Origin of the sequence: Streptomyces sp. NPDC052101, assembly GCF_040680235.1 — a bacterium.
Classification (GTDB): domain Bacteria; phylum Actinomycetota; class Actinomycetes; order Streptomycetales; family Streptomycetaceae; genus Streptomyces.
Window position 1 is genome coordinate 94,377 of record NZ_JBFAWH010000011.1, and the last position, 19,507, is coordinate 113,883.

General features: G+C 71.4%; 21 protein-coding genes. 14 read left to right on the forward strand and 7 right to left on the reverse strand.

Annotation, left to right across the window (positions count from 1 at the left end):
• The first annotated feature begins 575 nt into the window (after positions 1 to 575).
• The gene (locus tag AB0L75_RS20735; protein WP_365182741.1) at positions 576 to 1,760 is read left to right on the forward strand and encodes a MarP family serine protease; all 1,185 of its coding nucleotides are present in this window, start codon (positions 576 to 578) and stop codon (positions 1,758 to 1,760) included.
• Between the two features lie 3 nt (positions 1,761 to 1,763).
• Here the strand turns inward: AB0L75_RS20735 and AB0L75_RS20740 are convergent, their stop codons facing one another.
• Entirely contained in the window at positions 1,764 to 2,243 is a 480-nt protein-coding gene (locus AB0L75_RS20740) for a GNAT family N-acetyltransferase (protein ID WP_365182743.1), read from the reverse strand.
• Positions 2,244 to 2,307: 64 nt separating this feature from the next.
• On the opposite strand from AB0L75_RS20740, the gene AB0L75_RS20745 reads away from it, so the two are divergent.
• Complete coding sequence (locus AB0L75_RS20745) at positions 2,308 to 3,201, forward strand: TIGR01777 family oxidoreductase (protein ID WP_365182745.1); 894 nt, start codon at positions 2,308 to 2,310, stop codon at positions 3,199 to 3,201.
• A gap of 205 nt (positions 3,202 to 3,406) precedes the next feature.
• Positions 3,407 to 4,780 carry an NAD(P)/FAD-dependent oxidoreductase gene (locus tag AB0L75_RS20750; RefSeq protein WP_365182746.1) on the forward strand — a complete coding sequence of 458 codons (1,374 nt, stop codon included), beginning with the start codon at positions 3,407 to 3,409 and terminating at the stop codon, positions 4,778 to 4,780.
• Between the two features lie 36 nt (positions 4,781 to 4,816).
• Here AB0L75_RS20750 and AB0L75_RS20755 read toward each other — a convergent pair whose 3' ends face one another.
• The gene (locus AB0L75_RS20755; protein WP_365182748.1) at positions 4,817 to 6,286 is read right to left on the reverse strand and encodes a regulator; all 1,470 of its coding nucleotides are present in this window, start codon (positions 6,284 to 6,286) and stop codon (positions 4,817 to 4,819) included.
• Between the two features lie 246 nt (positions 6,287 to 6,532).
• On the opposite strand from AB0L75_RS20755, the gene lipB reads away from it, so the two are divergent.
• The 4 genes from lipB to AB0L75_RS20775 all read left to right on the forward strand — a co-directional run bounded on the left by lipB (position 6,533) and on the right by AB0L75_RS20775 (position 9,553).
• Entirely contained in the window at positions 6,533 to 7,333 is an 801-nt protein-coding gene (gene lipB, locus AB0L75_RS20760) for a lipoyl(octanoyl) transferase LipB (RefSeq protein WP_365182749.1), read from the forward strand.
• A gap of 77 nt (positions 7,334 to 7,410) precedes the next feature.
• Positions 7,411 to 8,376 carry a lipoyl synthase gene (lipA, locus tag AB0L75_RS20765; RefSeq protein ID WP_365182751.1) on the forward strand — a complete coding sequence of 322 codons (966 nt, stop codon included), beginning with the start codon at positions 7,411 to 7,413 and terminating at the stop codon, positions 8,374 to 8,376.
• A gap of 218 nt (positions 8,377 to 8,594) precedes the next feature.
• Positions 8,595 to 8,792 carry a hypothetical protein gene (locus AB0L75_RS20770; protein ID WP_365182752.1) on the forward strand — a complete coding sequence of 66 codons (198 nt, stop codon included), beginning with the start codon at positions 8,595 to 8,597 and terminating at the stop codon, positions 8,790 to 8,792.
• A gap of 71 nt (positions 8,793 to 8,863) precedes the next feature.
• Positions 8,864 to 9,553, forward strand: a complete 690-nt coding sequence (locus AB0L75_RS20775; RefSeq protein ID WP_365182754.1) for a DUF4191 domain-containing protein — start codon at positions 8,864 to 8,866, stop codon at positions 9,551 to 9,553.
• A 22-nt stretch (positions 9,554 to 9,575) separates the two neighbouring features.
• On the opposite strand, the gene AB0L75_RS20780 is transcribed toward AB0L75_RS20775, so the two are convergent.
• Both AB0L75_RS20780 and AB0L75_RS20785 read right to left on the reverse strand, forming a co-directional pair.
• Positions 9,576 to 10,076, reverse strand: a complete 501-nt coding sequence (locus AB0L75_RS20780; RefSeq protein WP_365182756.1) for a flavin reductase family protein — start codon at positions 10,074 to 10,076, stop codon at positions 9,576 to 9,578.
• Between the two features lie 120 nt (positions 10,077 to 10,196).
• Positions 10,197 to 10,667 (reverse strand): RDD family protein, encoded by a 471-nt coding sequence (locus tag AB0L75_RS20785; RefSeq protein WP_365182757.1) that lies wholly within the window; start codon positions 10,665 to 10,667, stop codon positions 10,197 to 10,199.
• Positions 10,668 to 10,877: 210 nt separating this feature from the next.
• Between AB0L75_RS20785 and glnA the strand changes: the two genes are divergently transcribed.
• Both glnA and AB0L75_RS20795 read left to right on the forward strand, forming a co-directional pair.
• Complete coding sequence (gene glnA, locus AB0L75_RS20790) at positions 10,878 to 12,287, forward strand: type I glutamate--ammonia ligase (RefSeq protein WP_365182759.1); 1,410 nt, start codon at positions 10,878 to 10,880, stop codon at positions 12,285 to 12,287.
• A gap of 167 nt (positions 12,288 to 12,454) precedes the next feature.
• Positions 12,455 to 13,045 (forward strand): isochorismatase family protein, encoded by a 591-nt coding sequence (locus AB0L75_RS20795; RefSeq protein WP_365182761.1) that lies wholly within the window; start codon positions 12,455 to 12,457, stop codon positions 13,043 to 13,045.
• Positions 13,046 to 13,049: 4 nt separating this feature from the next.
• On the opposite strand, the gene AB0L75_RS20800 is transcribed toward AB0L75_RS20795, so the two are convergent.
• Positions 13,050 to 14,012, reverse strand: coding sequence for a hypothetical protein (locus AB0L75_RS20800; RefSeq protein ID WP_365182763.1), 963 nt, complete (start codon positions 14,010 to 14,012; stop codon positions 13,050 to 13,052).
• 178 nt (positions 14,013 to 14,190) lie between these two features.
• On the opposite strand from AB0L75_RS20800, the gene AB0L75_RS20805 reads away from it, so the two are divergent.
• From AB0L75_RS20805 to AB0L75_RS20825, 5 genes are all read left to right on the forward strand, one after another.
• Positions 14,191 to 15,582, forward strand: a complete 1,392-nt coding sequence (locus AB0L75_RS20805) for a hypothetical protein (protein ID WP_365182765.1) — start codon at positions 14,191 to 14,193, stop codon at positions 15,580 to 15,582.
• A 17-nt stretch (positions 15,583 to 15,599) separates the two neighbouring features.
• A complete protein-coding gene (locus AB0L75_RS20810; protein ID WP_365182766.1) occupies positions 15,600 to 15,779 on the forward strand; it encodes a hypothetical protein in 180 nt (59 codons plus the stop codon).
• 97 nt (positions 15,780 to 15,876) lie between these two features.
• The gene (locus AB0L75_RS20815; RefSeq protein ID WP_365182767.1) at positions 15,877 to 16,131 is read left to right on the forward strand and encodes a hypothetical protein; all 255 of its coding nucleotides are present in this window, start codon (positions 15,877 to 15,879) and stop codon (positions 16,129 to 16,131) included.
• A gap of 113 nt (positions 16,132 to 16,244) precedes the next feature.
• Positions 16,245 to 17,165, forward strand: a complete 921-nt coding sequence (gene htpX / locus AB0L75_RS20820; protein WP_365182769.1) for a zinc metalloprotease HtpX — start codon at positions 16,245 to 16,247, stop codon at positions 17,163 to 17,165.
• Positions 17,166 to 17,196: 31 nt separating this feature from the next.
• Entirely contained in the window at positions 17,197 to 17,781 is a 585-nt protein-coding gene (locus AB0L75_RS20825) for a hypothetical protein (protein WP_365182771.1), read from the forward strand.
• An 18-nt stretch (positions 17,782 to 17,799) separates the two neighbouring features.
• On the opposite strand, the gene AB0L75_RS20830 is transcribed toward AB0L75_RS20825, so the two are convergent.
• Both AB0L75_RS20830 and AB0L75_RS20835 read right to left on the reverse strand, forming a co-directional pair.
• A complete protein-coding gene (locus AB0L75_RS20830; RefSeq protein ID WP_365182772.1) occupies positions 17,800 to 18,078 on the reverse strand; it encodes a hypothetical protein in 279 nt (92 codons plus the stop codon).
• A gap of 125 nt (positions 18,079 to 18,203) precedes the next feature.
• Positions 18,204 to 19,412, reverse strand: a complete 1,209-nt coding sequence (locus tag AB0L75_RS20835; RefSeq protein ID WP_365182774.1) for a cytochrome P450 — start codon at positions 19,410 to 19,412, stop codon at positions 18,204 to 18,206.
• Positions 19,413 to 19,507 lie beyond the last annotated feature (95 nt).

A 19,507-nucleotide genomic window follows, 5' to 3' on the forward strand; every position in this document is an offset into this window, starting at 1 on the left:
CGGCGCCGGTGTGCCCAGCGGCTCAGGCGGCTCGGGCGGTTCCGGAGTGCACGACGTCTCGGGCGCCTCGGCTGTCTCGGGTATCCCTTGCGGATCAGGCGGACCCAGCGTCTCCCGCGGCTCAGAGGGCTCAGACGGCTCAGGAGTGCACGACGTCTCGAGCGCCCCGGCTGTCTCCGGTATCCCTTGCGGATCAGGCGCCCCCGCCGGCTCCGGACTCCCCGGTGGCGCGGCCGTCTCCGCCGGCTCCGGTCTCTCCGGCACCTCTGTCTCCGGTGGTCCCGATGTCCGCGGGGTTCCCGGTGTCTCCGTGTCCGGCGGCCCCGAGGTCTGCGGGGCTCCGGTCGTCTGCAGTGTTGTTCGGTCGGGCATGGTCCCACTCTCGGGTCGATGGGTCGTGCCCGCGATGTGCGCTGTGCCACCTGGCGGAACCATCGTCCCGGTCCGGCACGTTTCCGTGGGTACACACATACATGGCCGGTTCGCCGCCCGGTGGCCGCTGTCGTGTGTGGGTGGGTGACTGATCACCGGGCCCGTCCCGTCCGTACTGAGGGGTCCGAGAGAAAGGCGGCTCCGTGGACCTGCTCGACCTGCTGCTCGTGCTGGTGATCCTCGTCTACGCGGCGTCCGGTTACCGGCGCGGGCTGGTGGCCGGCTGTGTCTCGCTGGCCGGGTTCGTCGGCGGTGCCGCCGTCGGTGTGTGGGTGCTGCCCTGGGTGACGGGCCTGGTGGAGCGCGGCACGACGCAGGCGACGGTCCTCGCGGTGGCGACGGTGCTGGTGCCTGCGGTGGTGGGGCATGAGCTGGCGGGCCGGCTGGCGCTGCGGCTGCGCGGGGAGCTGGACCGGGGGCCGCTGCGGGTCGTGGACGGGATAGGGGGCGCGGCGGCGAACTCGGTCGCGGTGCTGATCGTGGCCTGGGTGGCGGCGAGCGTGCTGGGCGCGGCCCCCTCGCAGACGCTGGCGACGGCGATACGGAACTCGACGCTGCTGGGCGCGGTGCAGGAGGCGATGCCGGACACGACGCCCGCGTGGTTCTCACGGGCCACGTCGGCGCTGACGGAGGCGGGTTTCCCGCAGGTCTTCAACCCGTTCGAGAACGAGTCGACGGCCCAGGTGGCCCGGCCGTCCGGCGACAGCGTCACCCCGGCGGCGACGAGCGCCGCGAAGCGCAGCACGGTCAAGATCGAGGGCGTGTCGGGCAGCGAGGGCCGCGAGGGCAGCGGTTTCGTCTACTCCGCACAGCACGTGATGACCAACGCCCACGTGGTGGCGGGCATCGACCACCCGAGCGTGCGGGTGGGCGGGGTCGGGCCGTCGTACGCGGCACGGGTGGTGCTCTTCGACCCCGACCGGGACGTGGCGGTGCTGTATGTACCGGGGCTGCGCGCCCCGGTGCTGCGCTTCGACACGAGCGCGGCGCGCGGCGACTCGGCGGTGGTCGCGGGCTATCCGCAGGACGGCAGCCTGAATCTGCAGGCGGCGACGGTGGCGAGCCGGGTGCAGGCGACCGGGCAGAACATCTACAGCGACGCCACGGTCACCCGCGACATCTACTCGATCCGGTCCACGGTCCGCCCGGGCAACTCCGGCGGTCCGCTGCTGACCACGGACGGCAGGGTCTTCGGGGTGGTCTTCGCCCGCTCCACCTCGGACGCCGAGACGGGATATGTGCTGACGGCGGACGAGGTGGCCGGCGACGCCCAGCGCGCGGCCGCGGCGACGGCGCCGGTGGACACGGGCCAGCTGGTCAGCTCGTAGTCGTCATACGTTCCGGCCCATGAGTACGTCGTCGACGTACGCGCCGTCGAGGAGGAACTCCTCCGGCTGCACCCCCTCGACGACGAACCCCTCGGCCTCGTACAGCGCACGGGCCGGGGCGTTGTGCCCGAGGACGCGCAGGCTCAGCCGCCGCGCACCGCGCCCGCGGGCCTCCGTGACGGCTGCCCGGACCAGCGCGCGCCCGAGCCCCTGCCCGCGCGCCTCCTCGGCGACGGCGAGGCCCTGGATCTGCAGCACGTGCGCGTTCGAGGCGAGCCGGGTGGGCCGGGCGAGCCGGACGTAGCCGACGACCCGCCCGTCGGCCTCGGCGACCAGGTAGTCCTCCGGGGTATGGCGCTCGTCGAAGAACGGCCCCTGCGGCGGGGGCGAGACCGCGTGCAGGGGGGACCAGGTGGCGCGGTCGAGGAGGGCGAGATCCTCCTCGTCGTCGGCCACGGCGACGCGTATGTACGGCTCCGGCATGACGATCACTCTACGGCGCGCGGCCGGTGCGGCTCAGGGGTTTTCACCCGGGCATGCTGGAGCCATGGAACGTCTCCGTATCGCGGTGGCCGGCGCGTCCGGGCTCATCGGCAGCGCCCTGGTGCGGTCCCTGACCGCGGACGGGCACGAGGTGGTGCGGCTGGTGCGCCGCGCCGCCTCGGGCCCGGGCGAGGTCCGCTGGGACCCGCAGGGGCAGTATGTGGACGCGGCGGGGCTGACCGGCTGTGCCGCGGTGGTCAATCTGGCCGGGGCCGGGATCGGCGACCGGCGCTGGACGCCGTCGTACAAGCGGCTGCTGCGGGACAGCCGGGTGCTGGGCACGGCCGCGCTGGCGGAGGCGGTGGCCTCGCTGCCCGAGCCGCCGCGGGTCTTCGTCAGCGGCAGCGCGATCGGCTTCTACGGCGACACCGGCGACCGGGTGGTGGACGAGCAGGCGCCGCCGGGCGACGGCTTCCTGCCCTCGCTGTGCGTGGAGTGGGAGGAGGCGGCGGCGCCCGCGCAGGAGGCGGGGGTGCGGACGGTGTTCGCGCGGACCGGGCTGGTGGTGGCCCGTGGCGGCGGGGCCTGGGGACGGCTGTTCCCGCTGTTCCGGGCGGGGCTCGGGGGGCGGCTGGGCGACGGGCGGCAGTACTGGTCGTACATCGCGCTGCACGACGAGGTCGCCGCGCTCCGGTACCTCGTCGAGAACGACACCTTGTCCGGGCCGGTCAACCTGACGGCCCCCGAGCCGCTGACGAACCGTGAGATCACGGCGGCGATGGCCCGGGTGCTGCGCCGTCCGGCGCCGTTCCCGGTGCCGGCACCGGTGCTGCGGGCGGTGCTGGGTGAGCTGGCCGGGGATGTGCTGGGCAGTCAACGGGTGGTGCCGAGGCGGCTGCTGGAGTCGGGGTTCCGGTTCGCGTTCGCGGGGATCGACGAGGCGATCCGGGCGGCCTGACGTCCGCGATACCGGCGGCCCGACGTACGCCAGGGATGTCCTGCGACCTCTTGTGACCGTATGCGACCTCCATGCGACCGTGCCCTGTCCATGCGCGACTGTTTGTGACCGATCACGGACCTAACCTCGACCCGAACTCGAGTATCCCTGGAGCCAGTTGGGGGCATGACGTCTCCACCGGCCGCGCAACCACAGGAGGGGCCTCGTGCTTGAGCCCGTGTACCAGGTGGACGTCGTCATCGTGGGAGCCGGAATCGCCGGACTCTCGGCGGCTCATCGGCTGACCAGCGCAGGAATCTCGACCGCCGTCCTTGAGGCCGCCCCGTACGTCGGCGGCCGCATGTCGACGGAGAAGGTCGACGGCTTCCGGCTGGACCGCATCGGACAGCTGCTGTCCACGTCCTACCCCGAACTCCGCACGACCCCGGGCCTGGACTCCCTGGTCCTGCGTACCTTCGCTCCCGGCGTCCTGCTGCACCGCGACGGACGCACCCAGCGCGCGGGCGCGCCGGCGACCGGAGGGAGCGCACGGGGCGCACGGAGCGCACTCCATGCGGTGCGCGCCCTCGCAAGCGCCCCCAGGGGGCCGGCGGCCGTCCCCGGCCGGGTCGGCGCGCCGGTGGGCGGCGCGGTCGACCAGGCCCGGCTCGGCGCCGCGCTCGGCCGCATCGCGGCCACCCCCGTGGAGCGCGTCCTGGCCCGGCCCGAGATGCCCGCCCGACAGGCCCTGGCCCAGCGCGGGATGCCGGCGCGCACGATCGACGGCTTCCTGCGCCCGCTGCTCGCCACACTGCTGTGCGACCCGGAGCTGACCACCTCCAGCCGGTGCGCCGACCTCGCGCTGCGCGCCTTCGCGAGCGGCCGCCTGTGTGTACCGGAGGGCGGTGCGGACGTGCTGCCGGAGCTGCTGGCGCGGGCGCTGCCGCCCGGCACCGTACGCACCGGCGTGCGGGTGACCTCGGTGTGCACCACCTCGGTGACCACCGCCGAGCACGGCGAGATCCGCTGCCGGGCGGTGCTGCTGGCGACGGACGCGCGGGCCGCGGCGGGACTGCTGCCGGGCCTGAGGGTGCCCGGCTTCCACCCGGTGACCGTGGTCCACCACACCACCGACGATCCGGCGGCGGCCTTCGCGACGGGCACCTCGCTGCTGCTCGACGCCGACCGCGGCGGACCGGTGGCGCACACGGCGGTGCTCAGCAACGTGGACCCGAGCCGGGCACCGGTCGGCCGGGTGCTGATCTCCTCGACGGTCCTCGGCACACCGCCCGAGGGCATCGACACCGCGGTCCGCATCCACCTCTCCCGGCTCTACCGGACCTCCACGCGCCGCTGGGAGACGCTGGCCGTGCACCACACGCCGGAGGCGGTCCCGGCGATGCGCCCGCCGCACGACCTGCGCCGCCCGGTACGACTGCTGGCCGGCCTCTACGTCTGCGGCGACCACCGCGACACCAGCACGGTCCAGGGCGCCCTGCACTCGGCCCACCGGGCCGCGGCCGCCCTTCTGGCGGACCTGGGTGCGGCGGGGTCGATGCACAGGGCGGACCCCGCGCCGACTCTGCCAAGGGCCGCCTAGCGCGCCCCCCAGAGGCGCGGAAAACCGCGCGACCGGCTAACCCAGCGCCGCCACCTTCTCCCGGTACCCCCGCACCGGTGCCGCGTCGCGGTACGGCTCCAGTCGGCGTTCGAAGTCCTTCACGTACTCGATCGCGCGCGCGGACCGCATCTCCGCGGCCTGCCCGGCGGCCTCCGCCGCCAGCGCGCAGGCCTGGTCCAGTTCGCCGAGGCCGAGCCGGGCCGTGGCGAGGACGACCCGGCAGAAGAGCCTGCTGCGGGCGTACGAGGGCGCGCGGAGCTGGAGCGAACGCTCGGCGTGCTGGGCGGCCGCCCGGAACTGCTGCAGATCCCGGTGGCAGTGCCCGAACTCGTCGGCGAGCTGCGCCTCGTCGAAGAACTTGGCCCAGTACGGCACCTCGTCCCCGGGCCGGGCCGCCTCCAGGGCGCGCTCGGCCCGCACGAGCGCGGCCGTGCACGCCCGCACCTCGCCGAGCACGCCGTGCGCCCTCGCCTCGGAGGCGTGCAGCAGCGCCTGCACGACCGGCGGACCACCGGTCCCGGCGCCCTGCTGGGCGACCCGGGCCAGCTGCACGGCCTCCCTGCCGTGGCCGAGGTAGACGGCCTGGCGGCTCATGGTGACCAGCACATAGGAGCCGTACGCCCGGTCGCCCGCCGCCTGGGCGAGCCGCAGGGCCTGCACGAAGTACCGCTGGGCGAGTCCGTGCGCGGCGATGTCGTACGACGTCCAGCCGGCGAGCCGGGTCAGATCGGCCGCGGCGCCGAACAGCCGGCGGCCGGTCTGCTCGTCGTAGCAGCCGCGGAGCATCGGCTCGCACTCGTGCTCCAGGTAGCGCACCAGGGCCTGCCGGGCGTGGCCGCCGCCGAACCGGTCGTCGAGGGTGCGGAACAGCTCGCCGACCGAGCGCAGCGCGCCGATGTCGCCGCCCGTGACCCGGTGGCCGGGGGCACGCTCGGCATGGCCGCGCGCCCGGGGCGGGACCACCAGTGCCTGCCGGCCCGGGGGCTTGACCGGGGCGGGGCGGCCCTGCGGGGGGACCCGGGCCGCCGGTTCGCGGGCCACCTTGTCGTCGGGCTTGCCGATCAGCCAGTCCCGGCTGGGCACCACGAGCCCCGCCGGGGTGAACGCGATCTTGCGCAGCTCGGCGTGGCTGCCGGAGTCCTTGCGCCACAGCCCGCTGACGATGTCGACGGCCTCTTCCGGGGTGGCCGCGAACTCCAGCCCGGCGTACACCGGCGCACAGGCGTCCAGGCCGAGATCCTGGGCCGTGAGCCGGCGCCCGAGCCGACGGGTGAAGACCTCGGCGATCAGGGCGGGCGTCGTCCCCCTCGGCTGCTGTCCGCGCAGCCAGCGGGTGACGGAGGTCTTGTCGTATCTGAGGTCCAGCCCGTGCTCCAGGCCGAGCTGGTCGACGCGACGGGCCAGACCCGCGTTGGAGAACCCCGCTTCTGCGATGAGCGCGGCGAGCTGACGGTTGGGGGTGCGCTGCGCGGGTCGGTCCGTCATCTGCGGTGCGGTCTCCTGCCTACCGGGCCCTGAAGCGCCCGGATTGCCGTTGAGCTGCCCTTATAGCCTCTCGACCGGCGTGAATGTAGCGGAGAGTGAGCGGGCCATCACACCCTTCACCGCGTATTCATCCGATCGTGTGAGGAACCTCCCCAGGGCTGACGTACACCGGTCGGACGTACAGTGGCGTGGGCGCGTTACGTGCCTGACACACCGATTGCTCGGTCGCTGAGGGAGGCGCTTGCCGTGAGTGAGTTGCGGTTCGTCCGCATGGGGTTCGGTGCGGATGCCGTCGATTACCAGGAGGCCTGGGACGAGCAGCGCCGGGTGCACACGGCCCGGTTCGCCGACGAGGTCCCGGACACCGTGATCCTCCTGGAGCACCCGCCGGTGTACACGGCCGGCCGGCGCACCGAGGACAGCGAGCGCCCCCTGGACGGCACCCCGGTCATCGACGTGGACCGCGGCGGCAAGATCACCTGGCACGGCCCGGGCCAGCTGGTGGGCTACCCGATCCAGAAGCTGCCCCGCCCGGTGGACGTCGTCGCCCATGTACGCCGCCTGGAGGAGGCGCTCATCCGCACCTGCGCCGAGTTCGGCCTGGAGACCAGCCGGGTCGAGGGCCGCAGCGGTGTGTGGGTGCTCGGCGACCCGATCGAGCAGCGGCCGGTGCTCGGCGGGCTGTCCCTGGACTTCGACCCGCGGCTGACCGACGACGAATTCGACCCGCGGCTCAACGGCCCCGAGTACGCCCCCTCCAACGCGGGCCAGCGGCGCGAGGACCGCAAGATCGCCGCGATCGGCATCCGGGTCGCCAAGGGCGTCACGATGCACGGCTTCGCGCTCAATGTGAACCCCGACAACAAATGGTTCGACCGGATCATCCCGTGCGGCATCCGGGACGCGGGGGTCGCCTCCCTCGCGGGCGAGCTGGGCCGGGACGTCACCATCGAGGAGGTCCTGCCGGTGGCCGAGCGCCACCTCAAGGACATCCTGGAGAACGCGGAGCTGAAGCCGCGCGTGATCGAGAAGACATCGGCGGCATAGAACAACCGTCTCCGAACCACCAAATCAACGGGCGTACCCTGGGGAACGCCGAAGAATCAATCGCTAGGGAGCCGGTCGTGTCCGCAGTCGCACCCGACGGACGCAAGATGCTGCGCCTGGAGGTCCGCAACAGCCAGACCCCCATCGAGCGCAAGCCCGAGTGGATCAAGACCCGGGCGAAAATGGGCCCCGAGTACACGAAGATGCAGAACCTCGTGAAGAGCGAGGGCCTGCACACGGTCTGCCAGGAAGCCGGCTGCCCGAACATCTACGAGTGCTGGGAGGACCGCGAGGCGACCTTCCTCATCGGCGGCGACCAGTGCACCCGGCGCTGCGATTTCTGCCAGATCGACACCGGCAAGCCCGAGGCGCTGGACCGCGACGAGCCGCGCCGCGTGGGCGAGTCCGTGGTCACGATGGACCTGAACTACGCCACCATCACCGGCGTCGCCCGCGACGACCTGGAGGACGGCGGCGCCTGGCTGTACGCCGAGACCGTGCGCCAGATCCACCAGCAGACGGCGGAGCGCGAGGGCGGCCGTACGAAGGTCGAGCTGCTGGCCCCCGACTTCAACGCGGTTCCCGAGCAGCTGGCCGAGGTCTTCTCCGCCCGGCCCGAGGTCTTCGCGCACAACGTCGAGACGGTCCCGCGGATCTTCAAGCGGATCCGCCCCGGCTTCCGCTACGAGCGCTCCCTGAAGGTCATCACCGAGGCCCGCGACTTCGGCCTGGTGACCAAGTCCAACCTGATCCTCGGCATGGGCGAGACCCGCGAGGAGGTCAGCGAGGCGCTGAAGCAGCTGCACGACGCCGGCTGCGAGCTGGTCACCATCACCCAGTACCTGCGCCCCTCCGTCCGGCACCACCCCGTCGAGCGCTGGGTGAAGCCGCAGGAGTTCGTGGAGCTGAAGGAGGAGGCCGAGCAGATCGGCTTCTCCGGTGTGATGTCGGGTCCGCTGGTGCGGTCCTCGTACCGCGCCGGGCGCCTCTACCAGATGGCGATCGAGAAGCGCGGTACCTACATCGCCGCCCAGGCTGTGTGAATTCACGCACAAGTGATTACCGGCCAGTAATGGCCAACTCGACGCGGTCCTGACCGTCCTCGCTGATGAGGGCGGGCATCAGGGCCGCGTCAGCGTTTCAGCGCTCTGTATCAAGGCTTCATTGGCGTTTGACCGGTCGGACACGCCCTGGTAACACCAATCAGTGACTCTGGTATCACGCCTCGTACACCACCCGCTTCCGAGGGGGGACCTCGATCATGCAGGCCGCGCCCGTACGCGCCACCGCCATCCCGTCCTTCACCGACGCCCTGCGCGCCGTCGAGTCCCTGCTCATGAGCGGCGGTCAGCGCACCGCCCGCCGCAACGCGTGGACCTCTGTGCTGGAGGACCGACGTCGTGCCAAGGACCGGGTCGAGACGCAGCGTGTCCTGGAGCAGGCCGCCGGCCGCTCCTGAGCCCCTCCGCAGTCCCTCCTCACCGGGCACTGCCGTCGAAGGCGCTCCCCGGGGCACGTAGACTTCGTGGCATGGCGAGGAAGGAAACCGCGGCGGACGCCGCGAACGCAGGGCGACTGAAGCAGATCGCTCTCACATACAAGATGACCCGCAAGGCCGACAAGAAGATCGGTCTTGTACTCGGGGCCGTCGGCATCGGCACCCTCGCTGTCTTTCTCGCGATCGGCTTTCTGCTCGGCCACCCCGTCTACCTGGGCATCTTCGGCCTGCTGATCGCCGTGCTGGCGACGGCGATCGTGTTCGGCCGCCGGGCCGAGCGCGCCGCCTTCGGCCAGATGGAGGGTCAGCCGGGCGCCGCGGCCGCCGTACTGGACAACATCGGCCGGGGCTGGACGACGACTCCGGCGGTGGCGATGAACCGCAGCCAGGACGTGGTGCACCGGGCGGTCGGGAAGGCCGGCATCGTGCTGGTCGCCGAGGGCAACCCGAACCGGGTGAAGGGCCTGCTGGCCGCCGAGAAGAAGAAGATGAACCGCATCGTCGCGGACGTCCCCGTGCACGACGTGATCGTCGGCACCGGCGAGGGCCAGGTCGAGCTGAAGAAGCTGCGCACGACCATGCTGAAGTTCCCGCGCGTGCTCACCGGCCCCCAGGTGACGGCCACCAACGACCGGCTGCGGGCCATGGGCGACCTGATGAGCAACATGCCGGTGCCGAAGGGCCCCATGCCCAAGGGCATGCGGATGCCGAAGGGCCGCTGAGCCCCCTGCCGGCCGCCGCCGGTCAGTTCAGCCTCCGAAACTCCCGCCCGCAGTAGACCATCGGCGACCCCTCGCCCAGCCGTACTCCCGTTACCCGGCCGATCAGGATCGTGTGATCCCCGGCCGGGTAACGCGCGTATGCGGCACAGTCCAGCTGCACCGGCGCCTGCTGCACGGCCGGCAGCCCGGCGGGGCTCGGCTGCAGCAGGGCGTCGGAGAACTTGTCGGCGCCCTTGGTGGCGAACAGCAGGGCCAGCGGCTGGTGCTCGGGAGCCAGCACGCTCACCGCGAAGTGGTCGCACCCGGCGAAGACCGCCGCCGAATCGGCCGCGTCCGCGAGGCACACCAGGATCAGCGGCGGCTCGAGGGAGACCGAACAGAAGGAGCTGGCCGTGAAGCCGCGCGGGGTGCCGTCCTCACAGCGGGCGGTCACCACCACCACGCCCGACGGAAAGCGCGCCATGGCGTCCCGGAAGACCTCGGGAGTCACCTCGGCCGCCATCACATCCTGTGTATCGGTCATACCGCGTACGATGCCGCCGGGGGTTTGACCGGGCAACTGGATGAGGGCATCCGGGCCATTGGCGGGCACGGGTGCATGCCGGGTTGCGAAAAGCCAGGACGGGCCCGCGGCCGCGGACGGTCAGATCCGGACCTCTACGGTCTTCGCCAGCCGGTCGTGCAGGCCGCGGCCGTCCCGGTCCCAGACCAGCGCCGGAATCGCGAGGCACAGCAGCACCGTGCGGAGCAGCGAGCGCAGCGGGTTGGCCGTGCCGGTCTCCAGGGCCACGACCCGGATGCCGAACAGCCGCTTGCCCGGCGTGAAGCCGATCGTGCCCACGGTCAGCACGCTCATGACGAAGAAGACGCCGAGCGCCCAGTTGTTGGTGGCCGGGACCTTGTAGCCGTCCGTGATCAAGCCGTATGCGATCAGGACACTCAGGCCCCAGTCCACGGCGAGCGCGCCGAGCCGCCGGCCGGGCCGGGCGATGGAGTTCGGCCCCTCCTCGGGCAGGCCGAGCTGCTCACCCCGGTAGCCGAAGTCCGCACCGGCCTCTTCCATGGCCGCGCGGGGCCCGGAGAGCCACGATCCGAGTGCTTGCCTGTTGTCCACCCGTCCACGGTACTGCGCCCGGATTCGGACACTACGCCGAGGGGTGTGTCGGGGCTACGGTGGATACGTGACCGGTTAACTTCTGCGAAACAAATGGGTCACGCCCGAGAAATCACCCGTCCCTAGGGTCGAGGCCAGCGTGTGCCACCGCACTGGCCGCACGAACGATCTACCACCCCGGCGAGGACGGTCGGGAGTAGGAGGAGCTGGATGTTCCAGAACGCCGACGAGGCCAAGAAGTTCATCGCGGACGAGGACGTCAAGTTCATCGACGTCCGCTTCTGCGACCTGCCGGGCGTCATGCAGCACTTCACGGTGCCCGTCGAGGCGTTCGACCCCGACGAGGAGCTGGCCTTCGACGGATCGTCGATCCGTGGTTTCCAGGCCATCCACGAGTCCGACATGGCCCTGCGCGCCGACCTGTCCACGTCCCGCGTGGACCCGTTCCGCCGGGACAAGACCCTCAACATCAACTTCTTCATCCACGACCCGATCACGGGCGAGCAGTACTCCCGTGACCCGCGCAACGTGGCGAAGAAGGCGGAGGCGTACCTGGCGTCGACCGGTATCGCGGACACCGCGTACTTCGGTCCCGAGGCCGAGTTCTACGTCTTCGACTCGGTCCGCTTCGCGACCAGCGCGAACGAGAGCTTCTACCACATCGACTCCGAGGCGGGCGCCTGGAACACCGGCGCCGTCGAGGACAACCGCGGTTACAAGGTCCGCTACAAGGGCGGCTACTTCCCGGTCCCGCCGGTCGACCACTTCGCCGACCTGCGCGCCGAGATCTCCCTGGAGCTGGAGGCGGCCGGCCTGAAGGTCGAGCGCCAGCACCACGAGGTGGGCACCGCCGGCCAGGCGGAGATCAACTACAAGTTCAACACGCTGCTCGCCGCGGCCGACGACCTCCAGCTCTTCAAGTACATCGTGAAGAACGTGGCCTGGCGCAACGGCAAGACCGCGACCTTCATGCCGAAGCCGATCTTCGGTGACAACGGCTCGGGCATGCACGTGCACCAGTCGCTGTGGAGCAACGGCGACCCGCTCTTCTACGACGAGGCCGGTTACGCGGGCCTGTCGGACACCGCCCGCTACTACATCGGCGGCATCCTCAAGCACGCCCCGTCGCTGCTGGCCTTCACCAACCCGACGGTGAACTCGTACCACCGTCTGGTGCCGGGCTTCGAGGCGCCGATCAACCTGGTGTACTCGCAGCGCAACCGCTCCGCGGCCATGCGTATCCCGATCACCGGCTCCAACCCGAAGGCCAAGCGCGTCGAGTTCCGCGCGCCCGACTCCTCCGGCAACCCGTACCTCGCCTTCTCGGCGCTGCTCCTCGCGGGTCTGGACGGCATCAAGAACAAGATCGAGCCGGCCGAGCCGATCGACAAGGACCTGTACGAGCTGGCTCCCGAGGAGCACGCGAACGTCGCCCAGGTCCCGACCTCCCTGCCGGCCGTCCTCGACTCGCTCGAGGCCGACCACGAGTTCCTCCTCCAGGGCGACGTCTTCACGCCGGACCTGATCGAGACGTGGATCGACTTCAAGCGCACCAACGAGATCGCGCCGCTCCAGCTGCGTCCGCACCCGCACGAGTTCGAGCTGTACTTCGACGTGTGACAGACCGATCCCCCGGGATCAGCAGGCCCCTCGGCTCGTGCCGGGGGGCCTCGGTCGTGTTCGGCCCGGGTGTCGCCGACGGTCTCCGGCCAGGGCGAGCGGCATGTCCGGATCTGCAAGTTACACGACATTGCTGACATGGGCAGGCCACTCATAGCGTGAGGGACATGGCTACGACGACTCTGCGTGACCTCAACGGCTTCGATCAGACCCCGGCCTCGCTCGCCGATTCGACCCTGATCCTCATCGACTACCAGAACACCTACACCCGTGACGTGATGGAACTGGAGGGCTGGCTGGCCGCCCTGGACGCGGGCGCCGAGCTGCTGGCCCGGGCGCGCGCCGCGGGCGCGACGGTCGTGCACGTCATCAACGACGGCGGCGCGGGAACGCCGTACGACATCCGCGAGGAGATCGGCCGGATCCACCCGAAGGTCGCGCCGGCCGAGGGCGAGGCGGTGGTCGTCAAGCAGGTGCCGAACGCGTTCCACGACACCGATCTGGCCGCGCACGTGGACACCGCCGGGCACAAGGACCTGGTGATCGCGGGGTTCATGACCCATATGTGCGTGGTGTTCACCGCCCAGGGCGCCTTCCTGCGCGGCAACCGGCCGACCGTCGTCGCCGACGCCTGCGCGACCCGGCCGCTGCGCACCGCCGTCGCCGAGGTGTCCGCCGAGCAGCTCCACCACAGCGCGCTCGCGACGATCGACGACCTGTACGGCGTCGTCGTACCGTCGGCCGAGTCGCTCGGCTGACCGCTCACTCGTCCGGCGGCTCCGGCACCCGCCAGACGATCCGGAACCGCTCGGCCTCGGGCAGGCCGAGCGGGCCCACCGGGCTGATCTGCTTGATCAGATAGCCGAAGACCATGTGATGCGCGTCCTCCGAGACCTCGTCCCAGGTGTCCGGAGTCACGATCATCACCTCGCGCATGAGGCTCAGGTCCGATTCGTTCTCCAGCATCTCGGCCCGGTCGTCCCGGTCCATCGTCTCGTCGGCGCGCATGGCAAGGATCGACTCCGCGAGGAGATTGGGCTCGCGGCGAAGGCGCCTGAGGATCTCCCGGCAGCCGTACCGGAACGCCGCGTACGCCTCCATGGCCTCCCGGTCGGGATTCCGGTAGCCGTACGGCGCGCCCTCCTCGGCCCCCACATAGTCGCCCTTGAGCGTGTGCAGCAGCACCCGCAGCGCGTGTTCGGCCCCCTGCTCCTCGATGAACCTGACCATCGCGCGGACCCACGTGTCCTCCGACACCAGCGGCTCGTGCGGCACGGCGAGCGAGGGATGGATCTCGATGGCGCTGAAGGGATTGATCAACGCGCCTATGACCAGCTCCGGGGTCCACCTGCCGTCCTCACCGCCCCAGCCGCCGCCCAGCAGCTCCTGGAACGACTTCAGCGCGCCCGACTCCCCTTCGTGGATCGCGCGCCACAGCGGCAGGAACCGGGCGGTCTCGGAGTGCTCGTCGCGCGACGGGCTGCACCGCCCGGCCAGGACCATGACGATGTCGTGGACGGTTTCCCAGCGCGGCACCCGTATCCCGTTGACGGCGGACCGCACGCTCTCATGGCTGGCGTCCGACAGCAGGTCCTCGCGGCCGCGGATGAGCGTGCTCACCTTCCGGAAGCTCAGCCGGCCGGCCGCGCGGTGCAGTTCCTGCAGCGCCTCGGCCAACTCCCGGTGCGGGCCCCCTGGTTGGGGCGAGACGGTGGAGGCAGACACCTGAGTTCCTCCCCTTCGGGGTGTCATGTTCGGCAACACCGTAGAAGCCGCAGGCCAGGGCGGAGTCAGCTTTCGTCAAGTTCGCCGTCCCGCCCGCCAAACCGTGACTCGCGGCCCATCGGCGAGGTGAGCATGGAGAGGGCGCCGACGGAGCGCCTTCGCCCGAGGAGTTGCGCGCATGCACATCCCTGCCTACGCCCATGCCACGATCCGTGCCGCGCTGCCAGGCCGGCCCACCTCCCGCCAGGTCGGCGGCCTGCACTGCTGTCTGTGCGACGAACCGTTCGGCGAGGACCTGGCACCCGTACCGCTCGGGCCGACACCGACGTCCGGGCTGTTCGGATGCCGCCCCTGTCTGACCCGGCTGGTGACACGGGCACGTCGGTCACGCGATGCCCGGCTGGTCCGGGACGCCGAACGGGTGCGGACCGAGGCAGCCCTGTGGGAGGCGAGGCGCGAGCGGTATCTGGCCGGTGTCACGAGCGTGCGCGAGGCGGCCGAGGCCGTCGCCCGGCTCGCGGACGAAGGGACCGTGGAGCCGCTGCGGATCGCCTGGCTGTATGTGTCCCTGGAGTCGGCGTACGCCTGGGCCACCAGGGACACCCCCGAGCCACCGGAGTCCGTCGGCCCGGACGACACGGCTCTCAAGGACGAGGACTTCCGCCTGGGCCTGGAGATGATCTGCGCGCGCGAGGCGGTCGCGCACCGGCTCGCCTACCACCTGATCAACGAGGGCGCGCCCGACGATCCGGAATCCTGCGCGGAGCTGGAATGCCCCGAGGACTGCTCCGGGCGGCACGGCACCGACCACGTCGACTGCGGACCCGACGCGATCTTCGAGGACCTCGCGGAGCACGGGGTCGGGATCGAGCGCCCGCAGGACGACCCCATGCCGGTGGCAGCGCCGGAGCGGCCGGTGCGCACGGTGGACAGCGAGGGTCTGATCGCCGTACTGGCGCAGGCCGGTGTCGCTGCGGACGACCCGGAAGTCCTGGTCGGTGCGGGGGCGGTCGGGCTCGTCGACATGGCCTGGCGGTACGGGCCGCTGGAGGAGATCCGCGAGGCGGACGGCGGGCCGAGTGCCGGCGAGATCCTCGCGCAGAGCGCCGACCTGCACCGCAGGGCCCGGGCCGCCCTCCTCGCCGCCCGGGAGGAGGGGCCCGAGGCACTGCTCGCCTTCCAGGCCGTCGCCTCGGACGTGGATCTGCCGTGGGCAGGGGGATCGCGCTTCACCCTGCGGGGCAGTGGCGCCCCGACCGAGGAGTTCGTGCGGAGGAGCGGCGACTGGGTCCGGTACACGGCGAAGGTGATGCGCGAGCAGGGCTGGCGGGCAGGCGTGCTGCTCTCGGCCGCCTCGGCGGCGACCCTCGGTGCCGCCTGCTTCGGCATGCCGGGCTGGCCCGCCGTGGTCGCCTCCGTCATGGAGCGGCTCGCCGCCCTGGACCGCTCGGACGCGCCCGCCGCCCTCGCCGACCTCCCCGCGGTGGAGGCCGCGTTGCTCGCGGCGCCGGACCGGCTGGGCGTGGCCGCCCTCGACTGGCTGGCCGACCGCGGCCTGCTCGGCCTGTGACAGCGGGGGGTGCCGCGGTGAGCTGGGACGACATCACGCTGACGGTCCTCGCCGCGTTCGGGTGCGTCACGCTGCTGCTCGCGCAGATCGACGACGTGCTCGGCAGGCTGCCGCGGATCATCCGGGCCTGGCGCCGGATACGGCGGGAGCTGGACGACACGGGCGAGGGGCCTCCGGGCGGTCCGGACGCGGGGTGAGGGCGACCTTTTACGCAACCTTTTGTGCTTCCCAGACTTCCTATTGTCGGGGGATCATCCCTCCTGGCCCTGCCGGACGAGAGAGGTTGAAACGGGGATGACGGAACAGGACGACTGGGAGCGGGAGTTCGATCATCGGTGGGCGAATTCCGCCGAGCACAAGGAGCCCTCCGCCCGGGCCCGGATGCTCGCCGCGCGCTGGAAGGAGAGCCCGCCGGACCCGGCGCCCTTCCGCGCCGAGGCCGATCCGGTGCGGCGCCGGGCGTCATGGGCGTCGACGGCCGTGGTGTTCGGCTGTGTGATCGTGGTCATGGTGCTGATCGGGCTGGTGCAGTTCGGCTCGTCGCACTAGGGCGGCTCACAGGTACGTTTTGCTGCTCCTAGGGCCGTTCGGAACCACTTCATGGGATTGGGCAGGTGCACACTGGACAGCGGGACGAGTGCCTGACTGCGGGGTGATGCAAGATGCAGAGCCGCTTCCGGAGCGATCGACGGCTGACCGTGCGCATGGGGCTCACGCTGTTCCTGCTCGGTCTGCTGTACGTGGGCTTCATCGCCGCGTTGATCACGCTGCTGAGGTCCTGGGTGCTGGTCGTCGTGCTGGTCGGAGCGATGTTCGTGGCGCAGTTCTGGTTCTCCGACCGGATCGCCATGTTCGCGATGCACGGGCGGGTCGTGGAACGGGAGGAGTATCCCGAGCTGCACGCGGTAGTCGACCGGCTGTGCGCGATCGCCGACATGCCCAAGCCGGTGGTCGCGGTGTCCGACATGGATATGCCGAACGCGTTCGCGACCGGCCGCAATCCCGACCACGCCGTGGTCTGCGTGACCACGGGGCTGCTACGGCGGCTGGAGCCGGCCGAACTGGAGGGCGTGCTCGCGCACGAGCTGTCGCACGTGGCGCACAAGGACGTCGCCGTGATCACGGTCGCGTCCTTCCTCGGTGTGCTGGCGGGGCTGATCGTGCGGTTCGCCTTCTACTCGCAGATCTTCGGCGGAGGTCGCAGGGACCAGAACACCGCCGCCGTCTTCGCCGCGGTCATGGGCGTCTCCGCGGCGGTGTACGCGATCAGCTTCCTGCTGATCAGGGCGCTGTCCCGGTACCGGGAGCTGGCGGCCGACCGGGCGGCCGCGCATCTCACCGGCCGCCCCTCGGCCCTCGCCTCGGCGCTCACCAAGGTCTCCGGGGACATCGCCCGGATCCCGACCAAGGACCTGCGCACGGCCCAGGCCTTCAACGCCTTCTACTTCACCCCGGCGACCGGCAAGGAGCCGGGCATCGAGCGGTTCTTCTCCACGCACCCGACACTGGAGCAGCGGCTGGACCAGCTGGGCCGGATCTCGGCGGAGCTGGGCGAGGCCACCACTCCCGGGAAGGCGGGCTGAACCCATGGCACTGCGGAAGGCGGGCTGAGCATTGGGGCTGCTGGACATCCTGCTGGGTCGTACGAAACCGGTCGCGCCCGATCTCGACCAGCTCTTCGCGCTGCCGTCGGCGGCCGTGACCCTGCAGGCCGCGGCCGGTTTCACACCGACCGGGACCGGCGCGGTGTGCTTCGCCACGGTGGAGGGCGCCGCCTTCGAGCAGACCCACCGGGAGGTGCAGGCGCTGCTGGACGCGGACACCGACCGCAGTGGCCCGCCGGTGGAGCTGCGGCGGGACGACTACGGCTACTCCTGGCTGGTCTCCGCGCGCGGCCCGGAGCAGCTGCCGGAGCTGGTCAACGATCTGCACGCGGTGAACAGCGCGATGGAGGTCAACGGCTTCGGCCCGCAGCTGCTGTGCTCGCTGGCCGGCTTCACGGATGACGCCGGCCGCAGGCTGGCGCTGGTCTATCTGTACAAGCGCGCCGCGTTCTACCCGTTCGCCCCGCTGCCCGGTGGCGGCGAGCGCCGGGACAGCGCACTGGAACTCCAGGTGAAGGCGGCACTCGCGAACGATCTGCGGATCGAGCAGGACCTGAGCCGCTGGTTCCCGGTGTGGGGCGCCCCCGGTCTATGACCCAGGGCGCCCTCCGCCTCACCTGCTCTTCTCCCTCTCCTGCCGACGGGCCTCGTAGGGGCGCTCACGGCGGTAGCGCCGCTCCCACTTGGCCTGCCGGTCCCGGCGCTCGCGGTAGGTGCGGTAACTGTCCGGCGGGGGCGCGGTGCCCGTGCCGGAGGGTGGTGTGGTGCCGGGTGAACCGCGTCCGTGCGTCGCGTACAGATACAGCAGCGCGACGGCGGCGAGCCACCACAGATGGTTTCCGATTCCGAGGATCACCAGGACGACGGTCCCGGACGCGACGATGCCACGCATGACGGACCTCCCCCGTGAGGTGAGAGTGGCTGGGGTGGAGTGTGTCGGCTTCGTGCCGTTTGTTCAGCGTAGGGAGACCGCCGTACCACTCGCATCCCGTTTTCCGCATGCGGACTTCTCGTCGGTCACCAGGCGACGGGCAGCTCGGCAAGGCAGTGGAAGACGGGGTTCTCACGGAAGCGGAGCTGAGACGCCTCGCAGGCCAGACGGAGGGTCGGCATCCTGGTGAAGAGGGAGCCGAGGGCGAGGGTCACCTCCAGCCGGCCCAGCGACGCGCCGAGGCAGAAGTGGGCGCCATGGCCCCACAGCAGATGGGCGGAGGCGTCGCGGTGGATGTCGAGGCGCTCGGGGTCGGGGAAGACGGCGGCGTCGTGATTGGCGGCGAGCAGGCTGATCATCACCGACTCGCCCTCCCTGACCAGGGTCTCGCCGATGCGGACGTCCTCGGTGGCCTGGCGCACGACGCCGTCCTGGATGATCGACCAGAAGCGCATCGACTCCTCCACGAACTTCGGCAGGAGCGCACCGCCCTCGGCGAGGACCTCGGCGCGCAGCGCGTCATCGGTCAGCAGGCTCAGCGTGCTGACCGCGATCTGCGTGGCGGTCGACTCATGGCCGGCGATGAGCAGCAGCTTGAGGACGGCCAGGAAATCGGCGCGGTCGAGTTCGCCGGTGGACACGTGGTTGAGGACGAGACGGCTGACCAGGTCGTCACCCGGGTCGCGCTCCTTGGCGCGCGCGTTCTCGTCGAGGAACGCGATGATCCGGTGGTGCGCCGCCAGGGAGAGGGCCGGGTCACCGTCCGTGAGCAGGATCTGGGTCTGCTCCAGGAAGAACGGTGTGTGCTCGTCCGGGATCCCCATCAGCCGGGCGATGACCAGCGCCGACACCTTGGTGGCGAAGTCCCTTACCAGGTCCGCGGGTTGCGGGCCGGCCGCCAGCGCGTCGGCCGCCAGGTTGGTCAGCTCCTGGACCCGGGGCCGCAGCGCGCGCACCCGGCGCACGGTGAACTCAGGGGCGACCATCCGGCGCAGCCGGCCGTGCTCCGGATCGTCCATGCGCAGGAATCCGCTCGGCCGGCTGTCGGCGGGCACGGGGATGCGTAACGGAAAACCGGGCCGGGTCTCGTCGGCGCTCAGCCGGGGGTCCTTGAGAGCGGCCTTCACATCCTCGTGGCGGGTGATCAACCACACCAGCTGTTCCTCACCGGCGCCTGCCGGCAGGCGGACCAGCGTCGGCGGGCCGTCGCGAACCACACCGAGGGCCGGCGGCGGCGACATCGGACACACGCGGGCCAGCGGCCAGTCGAGCACGGTGGAGCATGCGTCGGGCATGGCTCTCCCCCTTCATCGCGTACGAATACCCGCGCCGTGCGGCATCCCCGGCGGCGGGTGCCCCAACCGGACCACACAAGCACCCACCGCTGACG

Bases quoted from the DNA above. Each gene is read 5' to 3' on its own strand.
- AB0L75_RS20830 (WP_365182772.1), bottom strand. From the start codon at position 18,078: ATGCGTGGCATCGTCGCGTCCGGGACCGTCGTCCTGGTGATCCTCGGA.
- AB0L75_RS20780 (WP_365182756.1), bottom strand. From the start codon at position 10,076: ATGACCGATACACAGGATGTGATGGCGGCCGAGGTGACTCCCGAGGTC.
- AB0L75_RS20795 (WP_365182761.1), top strand. From the start codon at position 12,455: ATGGCTACGACGACTCTGCGTGACCTCAACGGCTTCGATCAGACCCCG.
- AB0L75_RS20815 (WP_365182767.1), top strand. From the start codon at position 15,877: ATGACGGAACAGGACGACTGGGAGCGGGAGTTCGATCATCGGTGGGCG.
- AB0L75_RS20755 (WP_365182748.1), bottom strand. From the start codon at position 6,286: ATGACGGACCGACCCGCGCAGCGCACCCCCAACCGTCAGCTCGCCGCG.
- AB0L75_RS20835 (WP_365182774.1), bottom strand. From the start codon at position 19,412: ATGCCCGACGCATGCTCCACCGTGCTCGACTGGCCGCTGGCCCGCGTG.
- AB0L75_RS20745 (WP_365182745.1), top strand. From the start codon at position 2,308: ATGGAACGTCTCCGTATCGCGGTGGCCGGCGCGTCCGGGCTCATCGGC.
- AB0L75_RS20775 (WP_365182754.1), top strand. From the start codon at position 8,864: ATGGCGAGGAAGGAAACCGCGGCGGACGCCGCGAACGCAGGGCGACTG.
- htpX (WP_365182769.1), top strand. From the start codon at position 16,245: ATGCAGAGCCGCTTCCGGAGCGATCGACGGCTGACCGTGCGCATGGGG.
- AB0L75_RS20740 (WP_365182743.1), bottom strand. From the start codon at position 2,243: ATGCCGGAGCCGTACATACGCGTCGCCGTGGCCGACGACGAGGAGGAT.
- glnA (WP_365182759.1), top strand. From the start codon at position 10,878: ATGTTCCAGAACGCCGACGAGGCCAAGAAGTTCATCGCGGACGAGGAC.
- AB0L75_RS20770 (WP_365182752.1), top strand. From the start codon at position 8,595: ATGCAGGCCGCGCCCGTACGCGCCACCGCCATCCCGTCCTTCACCGAC.
- AB0L75_RS20805 (WP_365182765.1), top strand. From the start codon at position 14,191: ATGCACATCCCTGCCTACGCCCATGCCACGATCCGTGCCGCGCTGCCA.